The sequence below is a fragment of the Micromonospora sp. NPDC002575 genome, assembly GCF_042889525.1.
In the GTDB taxonomy this organism is placed as follows: domain Bacteria; phylum Actinomycetota; class Actinomycetes; order Mycobacteriales; family Micromonosporaceae; genus Micromonospora; species Micromonospora carbonacea.
In genome coordinates this window covers 12,433-33,589 of the sequence record NZ_JBIARA010000020.1, presented here as the reverse complement: position 1 = coordinate 33,589, position 21,157 = coordinate 12,433, and the positions used below count along the sequence as shown (strand labels likewise).

Annotated in this window: 18 protein-coding genes and 3 pseudogenes; 14 read left to right on the top strand and 7 right to left on the bottom strand. The window is 72.5% G+C overall.

The window, feature by feature from the left end; translation table 11 throughout:
- Window positions 1-205: 205 nt before the first annotated feature.
- Complete coding sequence (locus tag ACFYWL_RS25240) at window positions 206-982, top strand: type II CAAX prenyl endopeptidase Rce1 family protein (RefSeq protein WP_386977198.1); 777 nt, start codon at window positions 206-208, stop codon at window positions 980-982.
- A 17-nt stretch (window positions 983-999) separates the two neighbouring features.
- Here the strand turns inward: ACFYWL_RS25240 and ACFYWL_RS25235 are convergent, their stop codons facing one another.
- Window positions 1,000-3,339 carry a lysylphosphatidylglycerol synthase domain-containing protein gene (locus ACFYWL_RS25235; protein ID WP_386977195.1) on the bottom strand — a complete coding sequence of 780 codons (2,340 nt, stop codon included), beginning with the start codon at window positions 3,337-3,339 and terminating at the stop codon, window positions 1,000-1,002.
- A 122-nt stretch (window positions 3,340-3,461) separates the two neighbouring features.
- Here ACFYWL_RS25235 and ACFYWL_RS25230 point away from each other — a divergent pair, with 122 nt between their 5' ends.
- The 6 genes and pseudogenes from ACFYWL_RS25230 to ACFYWL_RS25205 all read left to right on the top strand — a co-directional run bounded on the left by ACFYWL_RS25230 (window position 3,462) and on the right by ACFYWL_RS25205 (window position 12,059).
- Entirely contained in the window at window positions 3,462-4,130 is a 669-nt protein-coding gene (locus tag ACFYWL_RS25230; protein ID WP_386977192.1) for a DedA family protein, read from the top strand.
- A gap of 39 nt (window positions 4,131-4,169) precedes the next feature.
- On the top strand, window positions 4,170-6,770 hold the full coding sequence (gene mgtA, locus ACFYWL_RS25225; protein WP_386977189.1) for a magnesium-translocating P-type ATPase: 2,601 nt from the start codon (window positions 4,170-4,172) through the stop codon (window positions 6,768-6,770).
- Between the two features lie 493 nt (window positions 6,771-7,263).
- Complete coding sequence (gene mptB / locus ACFYWL_RS25220; RefSeq protein ID WP_386977186.1) at window positions 7,264-8,355, top strand: polyprenol phosphomannose-dependent alpha 1,6 mannosyltransferase MptB; 1,092 nt, start codon at window positions 7,264-7,266, stop codon at window positions 8,353-8,355.
- A gap of 363 nt (window positions 8,356-8,718) precedes the next feature.
- Window positions 8,719-9,894: a metallophosphoesterase gene (locus ACFYWL_RS25215; RefSeq protein WP_386977183.1), complete on the top strand. Its 1,176-nt coding sequence runs from the start codon at window positions 8,719-8,721 to the stop codon at window positions 9,892-9,894.
- Between the two features lie 613 nt (window positions 9,895-10,507).
- Window positions 10,508-11,265: pseudogene (locus ACFYWL_RS25210) on the top strand (phosphatase PAP2 family protein); the annotation flags it as partial.
- A gap of 38 nt (window positions 11,266-11,303) precedes the next feature.
- Window positions 11,304-12,059 (top strand): ABC transporter permease, encoded by a 756-nt coding sequence (locus tag ACFYWL_RS25205; protein WP_386977180.1) that lies wholly within the window; start codon window positions 11,304-11,306, stop codon window positions 12,057-12,059.
- A gap of 146 nt (window positions 12,060-12,205) precedes the next feature.
- Here ACFYWL_RS25205 and ACFYWL_RS25200 read toward each other — a convergent pair.
- Window positions 12,206-12,433, bottom strand: a pseudogene (locus tag ACFYWL_RS25200) (IS5/IS1182 family transposase); the annotation flags it as partial.
- Between the two features lie 101 nt (window positions 12,434-12,534).
- The gene (locus ACFYWL_RS25195) at window positions 12,535-12,855 is read right to left on the bottom strand and encodes a hypothetical protein (protein WP_386977177.1); all 321 of its coding nucleotides are present in this window, start codon (window positions 12,853-12,855) and stop codon (window positions 12,535-12,537) included.
- A 149-nt stretch (window positions 12,856-13,004) separates the two neighbouring features.
- Here ACFYWL_RS25195 and ACFYWL_RS25190 point away from each other — a divergent pair, with 149 nt between their 5' ends.
- A complete protein-coding gene (locus ACFYWL_RS25190; RefSeq protein ID WP_386977174.1) occupies window positions 13,005-13,424 on the top strand; it encodes a hypothetical protein in 420 nt (139 codons plus the stop codon).
- A gap of 127 nt (window positions 13,425-13,551) precedes the next feature.
- Window positions 13,552-14,898, top strand: coding sequence for a DNRLRE domain-containing protein (locus tag ACFYWL_RS25185; RefSeq protein WP_386977171.1), 1,347 nt, complete (start codon window positions 13,552-13,554; stop codon window positions 14,896-14,898).
- 136 nt (window positions 14,899-15,034) lie between these two features.
- Here ACFYWL_RS25185 and ACFYWL_RS25180 read toward each other — a convergent pair whose 3' ends face one another.
- Window positions 15,035-15,874, bottom strand: coding sequence for an alpha/beta fold hydrolase (locus tag ACFYWL_RS25180; protein WP_386977168.1), 840 nt, complete (start codon window positions 15,872-15,874; stop codon window positions 15,035-15,037).
- 54 nt (window positions 15,875-15,928) lie between these two features.
- Window positions 15,929-16,357, bottom strand: coding sequence for a MarR family winged helix-turn-helix transcriptional regulator (locus ACFYWL_RS25175; RefSeq protein ID WP_386977165.1), 429 nt, complete (start codon window positions 16,355-16,357; stop codon window positions 15,929-15,931).
- A gap of 60 nt (window positions 16,358-16,417) precedes the next feature.
- On the opposite strand from ACFYWL_RS25175, the gene ACFYWL_RS25170 reads away from it, so the two are divergent.
- Window positions 16,418-16,906, top strand: a complete 489-nt coding sequence (locus tag ACFYWL_RS25170; protein ID WP_386977162.1) for a GNAT family N-acetyltransferase — start codon at window positions 16,418-16,420, stop codon at window positions 16,904-16,906.
- Between the two features lie 107 nt (window positions 16,907-17,013).
- Here the strand turns inward: ACFYWL_RS25170 and ACFYWL_RS25165 are convergent, their stop codons facing one another.
- The gene (locus ACFYWL_RS25165; protein ID WP_386977159.1) at window positions 17,014-17,322 is read right to left on the bottom strand and encodes a hypothetical protein; all 309 of its coding nucleotides are present in this window, start codon (window positions 17,320-17,322) and stop codon (window positions 17,014-17,016) included.
- 61 nt (window positions 17,323-17,383) lie between these two features.
- Here ACFYWL_RS25165 and ACFYWL_RS25160 point away from each other — a divergent pair.
- The 3 genes and pseudogenes from ACFYWL_RS25160 to ACFYWL_RS25150 all read left to right on the top strand — a co-directional run.
- A pseudogene (locus ACFYWL_RS25160) lies at window positions 17,384-17,644 on the top strand (dihydrofolate reductase family protein); the annotation flags it as partial.
- Between the two features lie 193 nt (window positions 17,645-17,837).
- Window positions 17,838-19,235: a xylulokinase gene (xylB, locus tag ACFYWL_RS25155; protein ID WP_386977156.1), complete on the top strand. Its 1,398-nt coding sequence runs from the start codon at window positions 17,838-17,840 to the stop codon at window positions 19,233-19,235.
- Between the two features lie 109 nt (window positions 19,236-19,344).
- Window positions 19,345-19,548, top strand: coding sequence for a hypothetical protein (locus ACFYWL_RS25150; RefSeq protein WP_386977153.1), 204 nt, complete (start codon window positions 19,345-19,347; stop codon window positions 19,546-19,548).
- 155 nt (window positions 19,549-19,703) lie between these two features.
- Here the strand turns inward: ACFYWL_RS25150 and ACFYWL_RS25145 are convergent, their stop codons facing one another.
- On the bottom strand, window positions 19,704-20,165 hold the full coding sequence (locus ACFYWL_RS25145; protein WP_386977150.1) for a hypothetical protein: 462 nt from the start codon (window positions 20,163-20,165) through the stop codon (window positions 19,704-19,706).
- 299 nt (window positions 20,166-20,464) lie between these two features.
- Here ACFYWL_RS25145 and ACFYWL_RS25140 point away from each other — a divergent pair, with 299 nt between their 5' ends.
- Window positions 20,465-21,151: a hemerythrin domain-containing protein gene (locus ACFYWL_RS25140; RefSeq protein WP_386977147.1), complete on the top strand. Its 687-nt coding sequence runs from the start codon at window positions 20,465-20,467 to the stop codon at window positions 21,149-21,151.
- Window positions 21,152-21,157 lie beyond the last annotated feature (6 nt).

Genomic DNA, 21,157 nt, shown 5'->3' with positions numbered 1-21,157 from the left:
ATCCCAGTCCCCCCGGCCGCCGTGCCGGGGCGACCACCGGCCGACGTGCATCGCCGAGGCGCCCTGCGACTCCCTCCCATCCGCCGACGCCCGCCCGTTCGCCCGGGCACGATGGCGACAGGGCCTGAACCCTGCCGCTTCCCGGCGTCCGGCGATCGGGACGCCGCTCGTCCGCGAGGAAACGCCGGCATCCAGAGAGGCGACGATGAACGCACCCGAGCAGCGCGACACCTCTCCCGCCCAGCGGCTGCCGGTGCGCACGTACCTGCTTATCGTCGTCGGCTACCTCGCTGTCGGGCAGGGGCTGGGCCACGCGCTCACCCGCGGGCGGCGCCTGAGCCACCCGACCCCGCCTGACCTCGACGCGATGTGGCGGATGCTCACGGTGCCCGTGACCGCCACGCTGCTGTTCACGGTGGCCGTGATCACCGCCCTGCGCTGGTGGCGGCCCGTGTGGCACGACGACCGGCCGGTGCGGTCTTGGGTGATCATCGTGCCGATCGTGATGGTCGTGAGCATCGTCCTGGCCACCGACTACGGCGGCCTGGCGGACAGGGGCGCGGTGTTCACCCTGCTCCTGCTGCTGTCCACCATGCTGATCGGCTTCAGCGAGGAACTCATGTTCCGAGGTGTCGGCGTAGTCACCTTCCGCAGCAGCGGCTGTCGCGAGGGCAGCGTCGCGCTGTGGTCGACGATCATCTTCGGCGTCGCGCACCTGGCGAACCTTCCCAGCGAGGGGCTCAGGACCCTGGTTCAGGTGATCGCCACGATCATCGCCGGCTACTTCCTCTACCTCATCCGCCGGCGCACGGGCGGAATCCTCGCCGCAGCGCTCGTGCACGGCGGCTGGGACTTCTCGCTCATCTCGGACGGCGTCGCCGGGGGACAGCCACGCGGCCTTCCGATCGTCGCCATCGGCGCGATGATCGTGCTGGCCGTCGTGGTGCTGGTCGGACGCAAGAGGATCACGCCGCCGCAGTGACCGGCGGACGCCGGCGTTCAGAGCCGCCGGCGGCGGGTCAGGAGCCGGAAGGCCAGGTAGCCCGGTGGCACCGGGAGCCAGAACGTCGCGAGGCGGTAGATCAGGGTGCCCGCGACGGCGGCGTCCAGCGGCACCCCGTAGAGCAGCAGGCCGGAGACGAGCGCGGCCTCGGTGGCGCCGAGCCCGCCGGGGGTGGGCGCGGCGGACGAGACGCCCTCACCGACGAGGCAGACCAGGAGCACCGGGGGCAGGTGCGCGAGGGGAACCGGGCCGCTGGCGAGCAGCGCGAGGTAGAGGCAGAGGCCGTAGGTGAGGGTGAGCGCCGTGGACGCGACGACCAGCCGCCGCAGCCCGTGCCGGTGGCGCAGTTCGCGCAGCGCGGTCACGACCTGACCGGCCGCCGCGCGTCCGCGCAGACGGATTCGGGGTACGGCGAGCACCGCGGCGAGGACGAGCAGGACAGCCAGGGCGCCCAGCAGCAGCGGCAACGCCCTGGTCGCGTCCTGGGTGAGGATGCGCGCGGGTTGGCGGGCGAACGGCAGCAGCACCGGCAGCAGCAGCGCCACCGAGAACACGCCGGCGGCGCGGGAGACGGCCAGGGCGGTGCCCGCGTCGGCGGCGACGAGTCCCTTCTGGTGCAGATACCGCAGGCTGAGGGCGGCGCCGCCCAGGCTGCCGGGAGCCAGCCGGTTGGCGAACGACGCGGCGACCTGCACCAGGGTGGCCTCGCCCAGCGGGACCCGGTTGGCCGCGGCCAACCGGAGCACGAGGCCGCTGAGCAGGTAGGTCAGGGCGGAGCCGAGCAGCGTCGCCGCGACCGCGACCGGGTTGGCGTGCACGATCAGGCGCACGGCGGTGCGTACCTCGCCGAGCTGGGGAAGCAGCAGGTGCACGATCAACCCCAGGACCAGCAGCTCCAGGACCGCCCGCCGGCTGATCCGGACCACCTTGGCCGCCGGGCGGTCACGGCCCGGGCAGCGTCGCAGGATGTCCTGGCGGAGGCGGGTCAGCAGGCCGGGATGGCCACGCAGGGCGGCCCGGCCGGCGCGGGAGAGCACCGGAGGTTGCAGGAACGGCACGCTGTCCGCGACCGCCGCGACGCCCAGGCGGTCGACCGCGGCGGCGACCACGCTGGCCGGGTCGACCCGCGTGGACAGGGCGACCATCAGCTCGACGACGTCGCGGGCCCGCTGCTCGGCCGAGGCGTCGTCGACACCGAAGCCCAGGTCCACCAGGTAGGCGCGGTCCCGGCCGACGAGCACGTTCGCGGCGCGCAGGTCGCGGTGCGCGATGCCCGCGTGGTGCAGGCGGGCCACCTGTTGCCAGGCGTCGCGCACGGCGGCGAGTGGGACCGGCCCGACGCCGGCGTGCAGCGGTGCGGCGTCGATGAACTCCTGCACCAGCACGGCTTCGCCACCGGACATGGCGGCCGTCGTGACGACCGCCGGGACCTGGACGCCGGCGCGCTCGGCCAGCAGGGTCAGACACGTCTCGTGTTCGCTCTGCTGCCGGGCGCTGAGGTACGGCGGCTCGTCGGCCACGTGCCGGTAGCGTGCCCGCCGGTAGAGCTTGTAGACCCAGTCCGCGTCGCGCTGCTCGCCGCCGGTGACCTTGATGAACAGGTGCCGCCCGTCGAGGGTGACCGCCTGCCACGGCTGCGAGCCGCGGGCGTCGCCGTGGATCGGCGTCAACCGTGCCACGTCGATCCCGCGCCGCCGCAGCGCCGTTCGCAGGGCGGGCACCGACCGTTGCGGCCCGACCTCGCCGAGCACGAGCCGCGTCACGCAGACCGCGAGCCACCCGACGAGGAAGCCGCCGACCACGTCGACCGGCAGGTGCGCCCCGACGTGGATCCGGGCGACGGCGACCAGCCCGATCATCGCCCAGGCCGCACGGCGCCACCGGACGCCGCCGGAGCGCGCGGCGACGAGCGCGAGAGCGGTGGCGACGGCGACGTGTCCGGAGGGGTACCCGAAGCGTCCCGTGACCGTATCGTGTAGCACCACGTCGGTGAGCAGCGCCGCCGGGCGCTGCCGGGCGACCGCGGCCTTGACCGCGACCGCGAGCCAGTACGCGAGGTTCCCGGCCAGCAGGAGACTCCACGCCGCGCCGATCCGGCGGGCGACGACGGCTGCCGCGGCGGCGACGAACACCGCCGGGTACGAACCGAGTTGCATGATCAGGACCAGCACCGGGGTCAGCCCGGCGGGAAGGTGGTTGAGCAGGGCGAACAGCTCCCGCTCCCAGGGCGGTACCCGACGGCTGCGGGTCGCCGCGCTCACCGCTGCCAGCAGGCCGGTCGAGGCGGCCAGGCTGACCAGCAGCGCCGGCGACGGGCGATGCGTGCGCGCTCCCACCGGCTCTCGGCCGCCCCTCATCCGGTGCAGTGCCCTCCGTCGACCCGAACCCTACGGATCGCCCGCCCGCCGGATGGCCTTCTTCGTCACCGGCCAACCCGTTCGGGGGTGACAATCAGCCGGTGGACAGGCTGGTGGCGACGCTCGTCGGGTTGCCGCCGCTGCTCGTCCTGACCCTGGTGATCGTCCTGCCGGCCCTGGAGTCGTCGACCCTGCTCGGGCTGGTCGTGCCCGGAGAGACGGCGATCCTGATCGGCGGGCTGGTGGCCCACGGTGGCGCGCTGCCGCTGTGGGCGGTGGTTGCCGGCGGCGCCGCCGGGGCGTGCCTCGGCGACCAGGTCGGCTATGCCGTGGGCCGGCGGTACGGCCCGAACGTGCTCGCCCACGCCCCGCGCCTGCTGCGCCGACGCGTCGACCTTGCGCAGGTCCGCCACCTGGTCGCCCGTCGCGGGGCTTGGGCGGTCGTCACCGGACGCTGGGTGGCGGTGCTGCGGACCGTGGTTCCCCTGATCGCCGGCGCGGGCGGGATGCGCTGGCCGTTGTTCCTGCGGGCGAACCTGCTCGGCGGGCTCGTGTGGGCGGCAGCCGTGGCGACGCTGGGCTACCTGGGCGGCGCCTCCTACCGCTATCTGGAGCGGGAACTGGGCATCGGCGAGTGGGCCCTGCTGGTCCTGGTCGGCGTCGTCGTGGCGCTGCGGGTGTGGCGACGGGCGCGGCGGCGTGCCGCTGAAAGTCGGTCGGCCGGTGCACGGCGCGGCCAATCGCCCGCGCGCCGCGGGACGGCTCGGTAGCGTCACTCGCGAGGGCGGCCGAGAACGGCGGAGTGCGCAGTGGGGCGAGCAGACGACGGGCGCGCGGCGTTCTGGGCGGGGCCGCTGCCGGGGGCCATGGCTGCCGTCGGGGCGTCCACGGCCGGGCTCACCGGCGAACGCGCCGCCGCCCTGCTGCGCGAGCACGGACCCAACCGGGTCGACGGGGGCGTCAGGCGGGGCTGGCGGCTCCTGCTGTCGCAGTTCACCAGCCCGATCATCCTGATCCTGATCGCCGCGACCGTGCTGTCGATGGCCGTCGGGGACCTGATCGACGGCGCGATCATCCTGGCCATCGTCGCCGCAAGCGGCGGCCTCGGCTTCTGGCAGGAACACGCCGCCGGGCGGGCCGTCGACGCGTTGCAGGCCCGGGTGCGGGTGGACACCGCGGTGGTCCGCGACGGGCGTGAGGTGTCCGTGCCGGTCGAGGACGTCGTCGTTGGCGACCTCGTGGTGCTGCGTGCCGGGGACGTCGTCCCCGCGGACTGCCGGATCGTTCAGGCCGGTCGGCTGCAGGTCGACCAGGCGGTGCTCACCGGAGAGTCGTTCCCGGCGGCGAAGTCGAGCGACCCGTCGCCGCCGGATGCGGAGTTGACCGCCCGCGACAACGCGCTGTGGATGGGCACGCACGTGGCCAGCGGCACCGCACGCGCGGTGGTGATGCGCACCGGCCGCGACAGCACCTTCGGAGCGGTGTCCCGCCGGGTCGCCTCCCGCCCCGCCAGCACCGGCTTCCAGCGCGGGCTGACCCGCTTCGGGCTGCTGCTGGTGCGGATCATGGCGGTCCTGCTGGCCGGCATCTTCGTCGCCAACCTGCTGATGAACCGACCGGTCATCGACTCCCTGCTGTTCTCGCTGGCCCTGGCCGTCGGATTGACCCCTCAGATGCTGCCGGCGATCGTTGCGGTCAGCCTCTCCGCCGGCGCCCGCGCGATGGCCGCGCACCGGGTCATCGTCAAACGCCTCGACGTGATCGAGGACTTCGGGGCCATGACGGTGCTCCTGACCGACAAGACCGGCACCCTCACCGCCGGAACCGTCACCCTGACCGGCTGCCTCTCGGTCGACGGCGAACCCGACGCCGAAGTGAGCCGGCTCGCCCGGCTCAACGCCGGCCTCCAGCACGGATTCCCCAATCCCATCGATACGGCGATCATGGCCGGGCAACCACCGGCAGACCCGGGCGCCCGTATCGCCGAGGCGCCCTACGACTTCACCCGACAACGCTTGTCCCTGCTGGTGCGTGACGGCGACGGGCCCGTCCTGGTCACCAAGGGTGCGCTACGCGCGGTGCTCGACGTCTGCACCACCGCGCGGACCGCCGCCGGCACGGTGCCGCTGCACGAGGTACGCGACCGGGTCCTGCAACGGTTCACCACGCTCAGCGACCAGGGCAGCCGGGTGCTCGGCCTCGCCGTGCGGCCCATGCCCGGCGTCACCGCCGTCACTGACATCGACGAACGGGAGATGACCCTCGTCGGGCTGCTCGCCTTCCAGGACCCGCCCCGCGCCGACGCCGCCGCCGCGATCCGCCGGCTCGCCGGCATGGGCGTCACGGTCCGACTGGTCACCGGCGACAACCGGCACGCCGCCCGCCACGTCGCCGCCAGCGTCGGCCTCACCGGCGAACCGCTCGTCGGCGCCGACCTCGCCGCCTGCCCCGACGACCAGCTACCGGAGCGGATCGCCGACGTCACCGTGTTCGCCGAGGTGGACCCGTTGCAGAAGGAACGCATCCTGACCGCGCTGCGACACCGCGGCGACGTCGTCGGGTTCCTCGGCGACGGCATCAACGACGCCCCCGCGCTGCACGCCGCCGACGTCGGAATCTCCGTCGACACCGCGGTCGACGTCGCCAAACAGGCTGCGGCGATCGTGCTGCTCGACAAGGACCTCGACGTGATCGCCGACGGCGTACGCCTCGGCCGCCGCACGTTCACCAACACCTTGAAATACATCCGGGTCAACACCAGCGCGTCCTTCGGCAACGTCGTCAGCATGAGCATCGCCACGCTCCTGCTGCCCTTCCTGCCGCTGCTGCCCCGTCAGGTACTGCTGCTCAACTTCCTCTCCGACATCCCCTACACCACCCTGTCCACCGACCACGCCGACCCCGAGCAGCTCCAGCACCCTCGTACCGTCGACGTCCGCACCATCCGCAGGTTCATGCTGGTGTACGGGTCGATCAGCATCGCCGTGGACCTCCTCGCGCTGGCCGCCCTGCACCGGTGGTGGCACGTGCCCACCGACGTCTTCCGCGCCGCCTGGTTCGTCCAGTTCACCGCCACCGAGATCATCGCGCTGCTGGTGCTGCGCTCCAACCGCAGTTTTCTGCGCAGCCGCCCCTCCGCCGCGCTGGCCGGCACCGGACTGGTGCTCATCGCGGTCACCGTCGCGCTGCCGTTCAGCCCACTCGCCGTGCCCCTCGGGCTCGCCCCGCTGCCACCGGCGGTGCTGGCGATCCTCGCCATGCTCACGCTCGTCAATGTCGCCGCCAATGAGACCGCCAAACGCCTCGTTCCACCCGACCCGACCGGCCCACCCGCAACACGCCAGTCGAAGTCTCCGTCCGGTGCGCTCCGAGAAGCTACATTCACTGCAGGGCGCAGCCGATCCCGCTGACCGCGGGGCGTGATGACCGGCGGCGGCTGCCGCAGGTGGGGGACAGCAGTCGCGAACGCCTGTCGAGGCGGGTCACTGCCCGGACGAACGGTTCTGCGAATGATGCGGCGTGGCACCGCCAGGGATCAAATCGGTCGTCTGACCACATCACGGCCGGCACCGTACGGGCTGACCTTCTGTCGGATACTCGGGGCAGCGGGTTCGCTGGTGACCGTGCTGGGTGGACTGCTGGCGGGCGTACGGCCGCTGGGGGAGGTCGAGATCGACCTGCCGATCATCCTCGCGCTCCGGGCGTCGACGGCGATATCCGTGTCCGTGGTCTACGTCGGGCTCAGCATGCTGCTACTCGCCTGGTGGCGGGTGGGCGTGCTGCTGCGAGATGTCGGCCATCTGCCCGGGCTGGGGACGACAGCCGGGTGGTGGGCGCTTCCTTTCGCCCTCGCCACGCCGATCTTCAGCGGGGACGTCCACAGCTACCTCGCCCAGGGGGGCGATGACCAGCGCCGGGCTGGACGCCTACCGGACAGGGCCGGCGGCGTTGGGCGGGCCCCTCACCGTGAACGTGCCCGACATCTGGCAGCACACCCCCGCACCGTACGGACCGGTCTTTCTCAATCTCGCCGCCTGGGTGACCGATGTGACCGGCGACGGTGTCTGGGCCGGCATCCTCGGGATGCGTGTCCTGGCGCTGCTGGGGGTGGGCCTGCTGGTCTGGTCTGTGCCCCGGCTGGCCCAGGACTGCGGGGCGCGGCCGGCCACGGCGATGTGGCTGGGGGTGCTCAACCCGCTCGTGCTGCTCCACCTGGTCGGTGACGCCCACAACGAGGCGGTGATGCTGGGCCTGATGTGCCTGGGTCTGTTCCTGGTGCTGCGGCGCCGGCCCGGATACGGGGTCGTGCTGATCACGCTCGCCACGCTCGTCAAGGCGCCGGCGGCCCTGGCGATCGCCTTTGCCGTGCCCATCTGGGCCAGCCAGTTGGGTGGCCGCCGAGCATGGCTGCGAGCAGCGCTGCGGACGGCCTCGGTCTCCGCTGCCACCGCCCTGGCCGTCACAGCGCTGGCGGGGACCGGCTTCGGCTGGATACGGGCCCTGAGCACGCCCACGCACGCCCGTACCTGGATGTCGATCAGCACGGACCTGGGCTGGGCGGTCGGCACAGCGCTGCACCATGTCCGGGGCCTGGAGGTCGAGAAGACTCGGCACGTGGTGTGGCTGGTCGGTCTCGTCGTCGGTGCCGGCACCTGTCTGTTCCTGTGGCGGCGCAGCGAACAGATTGGGCCGGTCGCGGCCCTCGGGATCTGCCTCGGGGTGGTCGTCCTCGCTGGTCCGGTCGTGCATCCGTGGTATCTGCTGTGGGCGCTCGTGCCGCTTGCGGCGGCCGCACGTGGTGCAACGATCCGTCGGTGGGTCGCGGCCGGTTCGACGGCCCTCGTGCTGCTGGTCCTGCCCGGTGGCGTCCAACCTGGCCTGGCCGCGGTCACCGGGGCGCTGATCGGAACGGCGGCGGTCGTTGTCGCGGCGGCCTTCACCTACCTGCGACGGCCGGCTTGCCCTCCCAGGGGCCTCGTGGCCACCTCACCGTAGTGCCGGCCCCCGCCACCCGGGGGTCGCCGTCGCGCACGACGCCAGCGCTCCCACTCGGCGCGACCGGGCACGGCGCGAGATCGTCGCGGGTCCGCTCGAACCCTTCCGCAGGGGGGTCTTCGTCGTCCGACGATCCGCCGCCGCCGAGCGTTCGCCAGCCTCCGTGGTTGTCGACGGCCAGCAGGCGCGTCTCGTCCCAGTAGCAGCCAACGCCTCGGCGTAGGGACCGTGTGGCGGCGATGTCGCCGTCCACGTCCGACCTCGCGGGCCGATCACCTACGGGCCGGATCCGTCCCGCTTTCCGGGCGTGGTCGATCCGGCCCGGACCGTGTCATGCTGCACGGACCCGACGGAAGGACAACGATGACTGCTGGCGATGCCGTACAGGTCAGGCCGGCACGACGGTCGCTGCGACCGCTGGCGTCCGGGGCGACGCTGGTCGCGGTCCTCGCCTTGCTGTTCGGGCTGCCGTGGTGGACGTTGACGATGGCGGCGCGGTGGCCGGCGCCGGTGGTGGCCGCCGGCACGGCCGTGTTCGTCGTCGCGCTGGCCGCATTCCCTGCCCTGATGTATCTCGGGCACGGCCGCCGGCGGCTGGACTGGGCGGCCCGCGCCGGGGACACGCTCCTCGGCCTGGTCTGGATCCTGTTCGTCTGGGCGCTGATCGGCAACGTGGCCCGGCTTCCGCTGGCCGCCGCGGGTGTCGCCGATCCGGTGCGGTCCCGGGCTGTGGCGGTCGGCGCGGCGGTCGTGTCGGTCGTCCTGGCCGTCTGGGGGTACGCCGAGGCGATGCGGGTGCCCCGGGTCCGGCGGGTGGACGTCACCGTCGACCGGCTCGGCGCGGGTCTCGACGGGGTCCGGGTGGTGTTGCTGACGGACACCCACTACGGCCCGATCGACCGGGCCCGCTGGTCCGCCCGCACCATCGAGGTGGTCAACGGGTTGGCCGCCGACATCGTCTGCCACACCGGCGACATCGCCGACGGCACGGTCGACCAGCGTCGGACGCAGGCCGAGCCGTTGGGCGCCGTCCAGGCCCGGCTGGCCCGGGTCTATGTGACGGGCAACCACGAGTACTACGGCGAGGCGCAGGGCTGGGTCGAGCACATGCGGGACCTCGGCTGGGAGCCGCTGCACAACCGGCACCTCGTGGTGGAGCGGGGCGGCGCCCGGCTCGTCGTCGCCGGCGTGGACGACGTGACGGCAGCGTCCTCAGGCGTGGCCGGTCACCGGGCCGACCACGCGGCGGCGCTGGCCGGCGTCGATCCGAAACTGCCCGTGCTGCTGCTGGCGCACCAGCCGAAGCAAATCGGCGACGCGGTGGCGGCCGGCGTGGACCTGCAGCTGTCCGGGCACACCCACGGCGGTCAGATGTGGCCGTTCCACTACCTGGTCCGGCTCGACCAGCCGGTCGTGCAGGGCCTCAGCCGGCACGGCCGGACCCAGCTCTACACGAGCCGGGGCACCGGTTTCTGGGGCCCGCCGTTCCGCATCTTCGCGCCGAGCGAGATCACCCTGCTCACCCTCCGGGCGGGGTAGCCCCTCGTCGCCGCCCCTACCTGAACGTGGCCGGGTACGCCGGCACAGCGCTCCACAGGTGGGGATAGGGCCGAAGCGTGTCGGTGCGCGACGGGTGGGGGTGCCTCGAGGTCACCGACGACGGGCCCGGCGTCCCGATGCCGACCGGAAGCGCGTCTTCGACCGATTCGTCTGTCTCGGCGACAGCCGCACCCGCCCGGAAGGCGGCACCGGCCTGGGCCTCGCCATCACCCGCCAGGTCATCCTGGCGTACGGTGGACGGGGTGCGGGTGACGCCCGGTCCGGGGATGACCGTTCAAATCTTCCTGCTCCTGCCTTAAAAGGGTGACGCCGACCAGGGTTGAAGTCGGGCCCGGTCCGCTTCCGGCTCCTCTCAGGTGGCGATCGAGAAGCTGGACGCCAGGCGGCCCGTGGGGGCGGACCACCAGTTCCGGGGAGATCGATGAACTATCACCTGTTCCAGATCGTCAACGACACAGCCGGCCGCAGCGACCTCGTCGACGACGTCTTCGAATGGTCGGCGATGTGGCTGATCTACGTCCTCGCCGCCATCGCGGCCATACCTGTCCTGGCTCACCTGCGGCATAGGCGGGCCGACCTGGTGCGCGTCGTCGTCTCCCTCGGGCTGGCTTTCGCCGTCGGGCAGGCCGTCGCCGCGCTCAGCACCGAGGTGCGGCCCTTCCAGACCCACCCCGTGCACCAACTGATCCCGCACGCCGCCGGAGCGTCGCTGCCCAGCGACCACGCGACCGCGGCGTTCGCGGTGGCATTCGCCGTCGGGGCGTTTCTGTCCCGCCGATGGGGGGTAGCGCTGAGCGTGCTCGCCACCATCATCGGCTTCGCCCGCGTCTGGACCGGCGTGCACTACCCCGGCGACATCCTCGCCGGCGCGCTTATCGGCGCCGCAGCTGTCGCCACCATCGGCGTCGCCGGCCGCGCCTACGACCGCCGTACCAGCCGCCGCCTCGACAGCACCGCCTGAGGACCACCCCGCCCCTCGCTTCGGAGGAGAACGTGCACCGGGCCGACGCCTTCTTCGCCCGCTACGGCGCCCGCTCGATCGTGCTGGCCCGGTTCGTACCGGTCGTGCGCACCTTCACGCCCGTCGTCGCCGGGGTCAGCGGGATGCACTACCGCACCTTCGTCACCTACAACGTCCTCGGCGGCCTGCTGTGGGGAACCGGCGTCACCGTGCTCGGCTACTTCCTCGGGCAGATCAGGTTCGTCAAATCGAACATCGAGTTCATTCTGATCGCGATCGTGCTGGTCTCCGTCCTGCCGGTCGGCATCCAGTTCCTGCGCTCCCGCCGCCGCTCGGCAACCCCGGCCACCGAGGTGACGGTGTCCGGGAATGCCTCCCGTGCGGACTGAGCAACCGCTGAGGCGACACTGACCGGATGAGTTCGACGATGCTGGTGCTCGGGCCGAGACTCGCCGTCGCGCTGGTGTTGCTGACCGCTGCCGCGGCTGCCATCGCCAGCGTCGGACGGCTCGGGCACAGCCGGCAGATCGCCGTCGCCGCCGTCCGCGCCGCGCTGCAACTGGCCGCCGTGTCACTGGTGATCACCGCGATCGTTGGCTCGCTGTGGGCCACCGGTGCGTTCGTGCTGCTCATGTGCGCGGTCGCCGCCGGCACCTCGGGCCGGCGGATCACCGGTGGACCATACGGCTGGTGGGCGGGCGTCCCGATCGCCACCGCCAGCCTGACCGTCGTCGCCGCGTTGCTCCTGGCGGGCCTGGTGCCTCTGCGCGGCATCGCGATCATTCCGATCGCCGGCATCCTGATCGGTGGTGCCATGACCGCCACGAGCCTCGCCGGGCGGCGCTTCAACGACGATCTGCACGCCCGGCGCGGCGAGGTCGAAGCCGCTCTCGCGCTGGGCCTGTCTCCCCGCGACGCCGCGCTGCTCGTCTGCCGGCCCGCCGCCAGCCAGGCACTCATCCCCGCCCTCGACCAGACCCGCACCGTCGGCCTCGTCACCCTCCCCGGCGCCTTCGTCGGCGTCCTCCTCGGCGGCGCCAGCCCGCTGACCGCAGGCATCACCCAACTGTTCGTCCTCGTCGGCCTCCTCGCCGTCGAAGCCACCGCCACAGTCCTCACCATCGAGTTGATGGCCAGAGGACGGCTCCGTCCGCGAGACGGTCAGCTGACGCCGTCGAACTGATTCAAGGTCGCCAACAGGGTGTCCACCGCCGAGACACAGTCGCCCCGCACCGGACTCGACGCCCGCCAGCTGACTGGATCAGGCGCGTCCGAGTCCTCCAGAATGGCGCACACCGGGTCCCGCTCGACTGCGGCCGTCGCCTCCGCGACAAACGTGCCGTCGAGGATCGCGTAGGCCAGTCGGGCGGCCCGGCGCATGGCGGCGGTGAGGTCGTCGGCGCAGGCGGCGAGCAGGTCGACGGCCTCGCGCAGGTGGGCCAGGGCCATCAGCGCCTGCTGCTGCGGGGGCAGCCTGCGCCAGCGGCCCCCGGGCGTGCGGCGTCGGTCGCGGATCAGCTCGGTCAGGCGGGTCAGGCTGCGCGCGGACAGCGGGATGCCGGCACACGCCCCTGCCTACCTGCTCAGGCCCCCTTTGATCACGATGAACACGGCTCCCTGTCCGGCGGATGCCGGGTGCCGTCCGTGGTCACCCTGTTTCAGAGCTCGACCAGGGCCAGCGTCCACTGGCCGTGATCGTCTTCCCAGAGGGTGACGATCTCGCCGACCGGGACCGAGTTGTACGCGTGCCGCTCCTCTTCCTCGTAGAAGTCGCCATCCTCCTGGACCGCCGCGACGATGCGCAGGGCGTCCTCGCGGGTGCCGTCGGTGGCTGCCCGGATGCGGGAGACCCGCCACTTGACACCGCTGAGGTCGCGGCCGATGAGCGCACTGCCGGGTACGAGATTCTTGTCGTCGCCATCGATCTCGAAGAGAGTGCCGGGACCGTCGACCAGCAGCGTGTCGGTGTCGCCGATCATCAGGCTGTCGTCGATGACCTGTTGTTCGCCGTGGAGTACCGCCGGGTCGAGCAGGCCGGCTGCCGGTCGAGTCCGACCTCGCTGATGAAGCTTCCCCAGGCGTAGAGCGCATACATGCGCGGCATGCTAGAGGGCGGCAAGATCCTTTTGTGTTCGGGAGGACCGCCGTGCAGGTCGCACCGTGGCCGTGCAGGCGTCGGTGCGGACGAGCAAGAACTGGTGGGGGTTATCGGCGGCAGTGGTGTCAGCCGAGGTCGGACCCTCAACTGGTCCGGCTGCTGACCTGGCTGCGCCTGGAACGGCAGCCCACCGGTGCCCTGGGCCGGGCCGCCGACCACGAGCCGAAGTTGACGGAGATCGCCCGGGCGCAGGCCGCCGGCAGGGTGCGCGCGGGCGACCCCTTCGACCTGTTCACCCTGGTCCTCAGCATGGCGTTCGCCTGGTCGGCGGCGAGCGTCGTCTACGCCGCGACCGCCGACGAACCCGATGAGGACCACGACCGGCGGCGCACGCTCCTGGCCGCATGCGTGCGGGCGGCGATCTCACCGACCACCACGCCGCAGGTCTGACTGTCGACCGCGACCACACACCGGGGGGAGGTGTTCGTTGCTTCCGTCCCGGCACTCCGACGTGCCCGCCGTTGACGACGGATTGACGCCGGTCGCGTTGCAATGACTCATGAGATGCTTCCGCGCCTTGGCGCTCGCGGCCGTCGTCCTGGCGGCGAACCTGGTGGCACCGTCCCCCGCCCTGGCGGTCACCACCCACGTCTATCCCGCCACTCAGGACACCTACGCCAACGCCAGCTCCCCGAACACCAACTACAACAGTCAACGGCAGCTCGCGGTCGCTGGCAGCCCAGACCGGATCTCCTACCTGACCTTCGCGGTCACCGGTCTTGCCGAGCCGATCCTGCACGCCGTGCTCCGGATGCAGACCCTGGACACCAGCAATGCGGGCAGCACCGACGGCGGCCACGTGTTCCTGGTGGGCAGCTCGTGGTCGGAGACCACGCTGACCTACGCCACCCGCCCGGCGCCGATCGGCCCCTCACTCGCGCCGATCGGGCGAGTGAAACCCGACACCGTCCGCGACATCGACGTCACCGACGCGATCCGGGGCGCCGGGGTGGTCAGCTTCGGCATCTCCTCCACCCAGGCCGACGGCGCGTACTACCACAGCCGCGAGGACAACGAGGCCGGCCCCGCGCTGCTCGTCTACACGGGGGTGCCCGGCACCGGCGACACCGTGATACTCGCCGCCGGAGACATCGCCGACTGCCGCTCCGACCGCGACGAGCAGACCGCCGAGGTCCTCGACGGCGAGGTCGGCGTCGTCGCCGCGCTCGGTGACACCGCCTACGAGAAGGGCGCTCCCGAGGAGTACGCCGCCTGCTACGCCCCCACCTGGGGACGGCACAAGGCACGGACCCGCCCGGCCGTGGGCAACCACGAGTACCTCACCCCCAACGCCGCCGGCTACTTCGGCTACTTCGGCGCCGCCGCCGGACCGCCGGACAAGGGCTGGTACTCCTACGACCTGGCCGGGGGCCAGTGGCACGTGGTCGTCCTGAACGGCAACTGCGCCCAGGTCGGCGGCTGCCACGCCGGATCACCGCAGGAACAGTGGCTGCGCGCGGACCTGGCCGCCAGCCCGGCGCGGTGCACCGTCGCCTACTGGCACCAGCCGCTGTTCGCCTCCGGAGGCCGCGGCAACGCCGCCTACCGCCCCCTGTTCCAGGCCCTCTACGACGCCGGCGTGGAGGTCCTGCTCAACGGCCACAACCACCAGTACGAACGCTTCGCCCCACAAACCCCGACCGGAGCCGCCGACCCACACCAGGGCGTACGGCAGTTCATCATCGGCACCGGCGGCCGGTCACTCCAGGCAGACTTCCCGGCCGTCGCCCCCAACAGCGAGGTCCGCAACGGCACCGTCTACGGCGTCCTCCGCCTGACCCTGCTCCCCGGCGAGTACCGCTGGCGATTCGTGCCCGTCGCCGGCCAGACCTTCAACGAGGTCGGCGCCGACCAATGCCATTAGGGACGGCCAGCCTGTCGGGGCGGATCGCGATGGCCCGGGCGGCGCGGTCGACGCAGCCGATGGCGGATCGGCTCGGGGTGGATCATCAGGGGCGCGCAGCGTCGTCGCCGTCGCCCTGCCGGGCCGGCGGCGGTCGTCAGTTGTGGGTGTCGAGCAGGAACGTGGCCAGTGCCGCGGCGACCTCGGTCTCGCCTCGGTGGTGCGGCCCGAAGTGGTTCAGCTTCGGGAAGGTGAGCACCCGCGACGAGGGGAGCACCTCGGCGAGCCGGGCCGTGGAGGGGCCGACGTGCGCCAGGTCGCTTCGGCCGCCGGTCATCAGCAGCACGTCGGCGGAGACCTCGCGGTATTGGGGGTAGCTGTCGTCGAGCCGGCCGATTTCCGCATGCTCGTGCAGGGCCGCCTCGAGCAGCTCGACGACCTTCGCCCGCTTCTCGCCGCGGAAGGCCAGCCGCAGGATGGCGGCCATCAGCCAGCGGGGGTTGCGGCGCGCCGCGCTGGGGCCGGTGGCGATGGAGAACGTGGCGAAGGCGTCGATCGGGCGGCCCTGGGCCAGCAGCCGGCGGGCCGGTGGGATCCAGTCGGTGGGAACCAGGCCGTCGACGCTGACTCCGGGCTCGTAGACGGCCAGCTTGTCGAAGCCCCGGTCCCGGCGGGCCGCTTCGAGCGCCACCAGTCCACCGAAGCTGTGGCCGAAGACGTACCGGGCGCCGGTGGCCGCCCGGACCGCGGCGAGGTCGGCGCACTCGGCCTCGATGCCGTATCCGGGTCCGAGCGGGCCGCTGCCCCGGCGGCCCCGTCGCTGCATTGTGTGCACGGTGAAGGCGCCGGCGAGCACCCCGGCCAGCCCGGCGAAGTCGGCGGCGTCGCTGAGCGCGCCGGGCACGATCATCAGATCCGGGCCGGCCCCGGTGGTGTGGTAGGCGATGGTGGTGCCGTCGGCGGAGCGGACGGTCCGCACGGTGGAGGTGGTCGACATGGCGAAACTCCTCACGGTGATCCGAGTGGGTGTGGTGGCGCGTCCGCCGGTGTCTCAGCCGCCGCCGCCCAGGGCGGCGTTCAGCCGTCGGGTGTGCGCGAGGTAGGTGTCGAACGGCACGCCGCTGGACTCGACCAGCTCGGTGAGCCGTCCGACCAGCTCGGTGCCCGCCCGCTCGACCAGTTCCCGGCCGGCGTCGGTGAGGGCGATCCGGCGTCGGTTGCCGCCGGCCGGGTCCGGTGTCACGGTGAGCAGCCCGGTGCCGGCGAGGGCGGCGATCATCCGGCTGATCGAGGGCTCGGTCACCGCCAGGCTGTCGGCCAGCGCCCGCTGCGTGCACGCCTTTAGCTCGCCGACCGTGACCAGGACCATGAACCGCCGGTAGGACATGCCGTGGTCGGCTCGCAGGATGCGGTCACCGGCACGCTCCAGGCGGGACACCAGCGTGTGCAGCTCCAGCCCGAGGTTGTTCGGATGGTTCATGGGCGATATCTTAGGACGCTAAGTTAGAAAGGCAAGTCCCTGCCGACGGGAGGGCCGGAGATGGCACATGCCGCTGGTTTCGTACTGCGCCCCGCGCAACCCGACGACGTCGAGGCGATCACGCTGCTGTGGCACGCGGGCTGGTGGGACGGGCACGCCGGGCACGTCCCTGCCGAGCTGCACCGACACCGGCGGCTCGCCGACTTCCGCGACCGGGTGCCGCCCCGCCTGCCCGCCACCACGGTCGGCGCGCGCGACGCGCAGCTCGTCGGGTTCGTCACCGTCCGCGAGGACGAGGTGGAGCAGGTGTACGTCGCCGGGCCGGCCCGCGGGACCGGGGTGGCCGACGCGCTGCTCGCCGCCGCCGAACAGAGCGTCGCCGAACGATTCGACACCGCCTGGCTCGCGGTCGCGGTCGGCAACACCCGGGCCCGCCGGTTCTACGCCCGCAGCGGCTGGCACGACGTGGCGCCCCTGCACTACCCCGCCGAAGCCGGCGTCACCCCCGTCACCGTCGCCTGCCGGCGTTACGAGAAACGCGTCCGGTGAACCCGGGCTGTTCCGATCTGCCCGCTACAAGTTGTTGCCGCCGCTGGCGCACCAGCCCGAGCCGCCCATCGCCGGACGGTCCGGCCGTGCCTGCCAGCGTCGAACGATCACTGCTCATCTTCGATGTATCCGGTGGTGGGGTCGACGATGTCCAGGAAGCCACGGATGTTCTTGATGTGCTCGTCAAGCGACAGGTTCGCAGTCGGGCTCACGCCGAAGCCGTAGCCGGGGTTCGGGCCGCTGAGCCAGGTGTAGTCGGTGCCGCCGAACCCGTTCGAGCGAAGGACGAAGGTTTCCCCGTCGACGTCGAGCGTGCGGGACGTGGCGTCGGCCGAACCTGCGGTGTCGGGGCGCAGACCGGGCACGGCCCGGGGATTCGGCTCGCCGTCGCCGCCGTCAGGGTAGATCTCCTTCACCCCACCATCATCCTGGGTCCACCCGCCCGGCGGACCGCGTGCCAGTTGGTCCGCGTGGAGCGCCGGCGATCTGCGCGAGGGCGTGCAGAAGCTCAAGGACGCGACTCCGGCCGGGGTCCTCCTCGGCGGCGGCAGGCTCGCGACCGCACTCGACCGGCTGGACCTGATCGACGAGTACAGGATGCTCGTCCATCCCCGGATCGCCGGCCACGGCCCGACGCTGTACGAGGGCGGGCTGCCCGGCACGCGCCGGCTCGAGTTGCTCTCGGCGGAGCCGCTCCGCAATGGCGCGGTGGCCGTGCACCACCGCCGCGCGGGTTGAGCACCGGAGTCCACAGGCTCGCCACGATCGCTGTTCGCCCGGAGGTCGACAGCCGCAGAAGCGCGACGTCTCCGGCCGGCTGGCGCTCCCCGGCCAAGGCGTCGCCGCCGTGCCGCCGAATTTTGTAGGGCCATTGAACTAATCCGGTTGCGGGACGTAGAGTCGGGTCTCACCGAGCTACGGAGGCATCGCCATGGGTGGCGCGAGGACTCTCGTCGCCGGGGTCGACTCGTCGACCCAGTCGACCAAGGTCGTGGTCTGCGACGCGGAGACCGGCGAGGTGCTCCGCGCGGGCCGTGCCCCACACCCCGATGGCACCGAGATCGATCCACGATTCTGGTGGGCCGCCTACGAGAAGGCCAGCGCCGGTCTGCTGGACGGTGTGACCGCGATCGGTGTCGGCGGACAACAGCAGGGCATGGTCTGCCTCGACGAGGCCGGCGAGGTGCTGCGTCCCGCCATTCTCTGGAACGACACCCGCTCGGCGCGCGCCGCCGTCGACCTGACCGGCGAGTTCGGCGGCCCGAAGGCGTGGGCCGACGCGGTCGGGCTGGTGCCGGTGGCCAGCTTCACGGTCACCAAGCTGCGCTGGTTCTCCCGCGCCGAGCCCGAGCTCGCGGCCCGCACCCGCACGGTGCTGCTGCCGCACGACTGGCTCACCCACCGGCTGCGCGCGGACGGCGGGGAGCCGACGACCGACCGGGGTGAGGCGTCCGGCACCGGCTACTGGTCACCGGCCGCCGGCGCGTACCGGCAGGACCTGGTACGGCTCGCCTTCGGTCGGGACGTGGCGCTGCCCCGGGTCGCCGGGCCGGCCGAGGTGGTCGGGGAGACCGCCTCCGGCGCGCTGCTCTCGGCCGGCACCGGTGACACGATGGGCGGGGCGCTCGGCGTCGGCCTGCGACCGGGTGACGTGGTGGTCTCGCTGGGCACCTCGGGGTGCGTGTACGGCCTCAGTGACGTGCCGACCGCCGACGCGAGCGGGCTGGTGGCCGGGTACGCCGACGCGACCGGCCGGTTCCTGCCGCTGGTGTGCACCCTCAACGCGGCCCGGGTGCTGGTCGCGGTCGCCGACCTGCTGGGCCGGTCACTGGCCGAGTTGGACGAGCTGGCGCTCTCGGCGCAACCTGGCGCGGGCGGGTTGACCCTGCTGCCGTACCTGGATGGGGAACGCACCCCCGATCTGCCCGACGCGCGCGGTCTGCTCGCCGGCCTGACGCGGGCGAACGCGTCGGCGGCGAACCTGGCGCGGGCCGCGGTGGAGGGCATGCTCGGCGGCATCGCCGACGCCCTCCACGCGCTTCGTGCCCAGCGAGTCCCGGTCGACCGGGTGTTGCTGATCGGCGGCGCGGCCCGGTCCCGCGCGGTGCGGGCGGTCGCGCCGGCGTTGTTCGGCGCGCCGGTGAGCGTGCCGCGCCCCGCCGAGTACGTGGCGCTCGGCGCGGCGCGGCAGGCGGCCTGGGCGCTGTCCGGAGGCGTCGAGCCGCCGCCGTGGCCGGTCGAGGCCGAGGAGGTCACCGCCGCCGGCACCCCCGAGGTGTACGAGCGCTACGTCGACGTCCGCCAACGGGCGCTGCCGCTGCTGACGTGACACCGACGGCGCGCAGCTTCCACGCCAGCCACCCTGTCTGCCGGCAGCACGATGCAGCATCACCGCCTCACGGAGAGCGTGGGCGCGTTCCCGTCGCTAGACTCGCGCCGTGGCCGCCGGAACCCGTCCGCAGACGCTGACCATCGAGCTCGATCCCGAGCGAGCGCAGGCTCTGAGCGCTCTTTCGGAGATCTATCACGCGACACCGGAACGCATGGTCACGTCATGGGCCATTTACCACATCGACCGCCTGAGTGCAGGGCAGACACCGGACAGCGTGCCATCCGGATGGCAGCCCGACGCCGAAGCATGACATGGCGGGACAGCAGAACGTGGCTGAGGGCGTCCGCCTAGGTCATCGGATGCGTGGGTTTCGAGGGCGGGCGTTCCAGCGGTAGCGGGTCCGGGCGCGTCGGATCAGGCAGCGGGCCGTGATGGCGGTGCAGGGATCCGGCCGATGGCTTCGGGTCAGGTCCGTTTGCGACTCGCGATCTCCTCGGAGAGCCGCTGCACGTGGGCGGGGTCCGCGTCCCGGGCAAGGGCGACGTAGTGGTCCATGACGGCCGGCCGGTAGCGCACGGGCAGCGTCTGTCCTGGGGCGAGTCGGGTGAGCTCGGTGATCGTGAGGGTTTCGTCTGCGATACCGCGGAACGAGATGCCGTCGGCGGTCTCCACGTCGAGCATCAGGACCACGCGCGGGTTGCTGTTGACCTCCCGCCAGTCGACGAGAACGCCGAGCGCAAGCGCCCCCGTACGCAGTTCCGCATTGCGCTTCCGTGCATCACTGCTCAGGAGCGGGTTCGGGGCGACGCCCGGGAAGTCGGGCCCGACGCCGAGCGATTCCCGACTCAGGTCGGGCCTGAGCTGTGCCATCAGATCGTCGAGGTTCTTCTGCGAACCGATCATCCTGACCCACATCTTGACGAACATCCTGCCGAGCATCCTGACCCCATCCCTCGCAGCGGTGCCGGAACCTCGGCCTGGCGCTTCGCCCTCCGCGCGATTGTACGAGTGTCCGCCAGATCCGCGACCAGTTCCTCGCGCTCCTGCCCGTGCGCGCGGACCGGCACCCGCTGGCACGCCCCAAGGCCAGCAACGCGGCGAGCGCACCAGGGGGGCAGGGGCGGCGACCAAGTCGACGCCAAGTGAGCGCCATGTCTGGGGCCGGAGGCTCGGGGTGCCACATCGCGCCGAGCGCGCCGCCGAGCAGGGCGGCCGGAGGAAACAACATGACCGTGAACGGATCCGAGACCGGGCCGAACCTCGTCGGCTTCCGGATCAGCCACCGCACCATGCGGGCCGACACGCGGCGACTGGCCGACCTGGCGGGACGCATGGCCGCCGGCCAGATCACGTACGACCGCCGCCGGGCAAGGGCCCTGCGGACGTACGTGCGGCTGCTGTGCGCCGGCATCCACCATCACCACCGGGTGGAGGACGAGGTGCTCTGGCCGGTGCTGGCGCGCTCCGCCGAGGGCGAGATCGACCTGCGGGAGCTCAGCGACGACCACGCGTCGCTGGATCCGGTGCTGGACGAGGCGCGCGCGGCCGTGGACGACATGGTCGCCGTGTTCGCCTCGGGCGGTGCGGTGGGTGAGCGGGTGCGGGTCGTCGCGGGTCGTCTCGCCGAGATCCTGGCCCACCTGCGTGACCTCCTCGACGAGCACATCGAGGAGGAGGAGCGGCTGGTGCTCCCGGTGATCCGGCGCTATGTCAGCGTCGAGGACTGGGCCGGGGTCGAGCGGGCGGTGCGCAAGGGCGGCGCGCTGCGTTTCGAGCTGCCCCGCATCGAGCGCTACGCCCGGCCCGACGAGCTGGACGAGCTGAAGCGGGACGCCGGGCCGGTGCTGCGGCTGACGCTCGCCGCTCTGCGGCCGGGGTTCCGGCGTCGGGAGGCGAGGGTGTTCGGCGGGTGAGCGCTC

Excerpts from the sequence above, each read along its gene's own strand:
- ACFYWL_RS25240 (WP_386977198.1), top strand. The coding sequence starts at position 206 with ATGAACGCACCCGAGCAGCGCGACACCTCTCCCGCCCAGCGGCTGCCG.
- ACFYWL_RS25215 (WP_386977183.1), top strand. The coding sequence starts at position 8,719 with ATGACTGCTGGCGATGCCGTACAGGTCAGGCCGGCACGACGGTCGCTG.
- mptB (WP_386977186.1), top strand. The coding sequence starts at position 7,264 with ATGACCAGCGCCGGGCTGGACGCCTACCGGACAGGGCCGGCGGCGTTG.
- ACFYWL_RS25205 (WP_386977180.1), top strand. The coding sequence starts at position 11,304 with ATGCTGGTGCTCGGGCCGAGACTCGCCGTCGCGCTGGTGTTGCTGACC.
- ACFYWL_RS25180 (WP_386977168.1), bottom strand. The coding sequence starts at position 15,874 with ATGTCGACCACCTCCACCGTGCGGACCGTCCGCTCCGCCGACGGCACC.
- ACFYWL_RS25140 (WP_386977147.1), top strand. The coding sequence starts at position 20,465 with ATGACCGTGAACGGATCCGAGACCGGGCCGAACCTCGTCGGCTTCCGG.
- ACFYWL_RS25145 (WP_386977150.1), bottom strand. The coding sequence starts at position 20,165 with ATGTTCGTCAAGATGTGGGTCAGGATGATCGGTTCGCAGAAGAACCTC.
- xylB (WP_386977156.1), top strand. The coding sequence starts at position 17,838 with ATGGGTGGCGCGAGGACTCTCGTCGCCGGGGTCGACTCGTCGACCCAG.
- ACFYWL_RS25175 (WP_386977165.1), bottom strand. The coding sequence starts at position 16,357 with ATGAACCATCCGAACAACCTCGGGCTGGAGCTGCACACGCTGGTGTCC.
- ACFYWL_RS25195 (WP_386977177.1), bottom strand. The coding sequence starts at position 12,855 with ATGATCGGCGACACCGACACGCTGCTGGTCGACGGTCCCGGCACTCTC.
- ACFYWL_RS25170 (WP_386977162.1), top strand. The coding sequence starts at position 16,418 with ATGGCACATGCCGCTGGTTTCGTACTGCGCCCCGCGCAACCCGACGAC.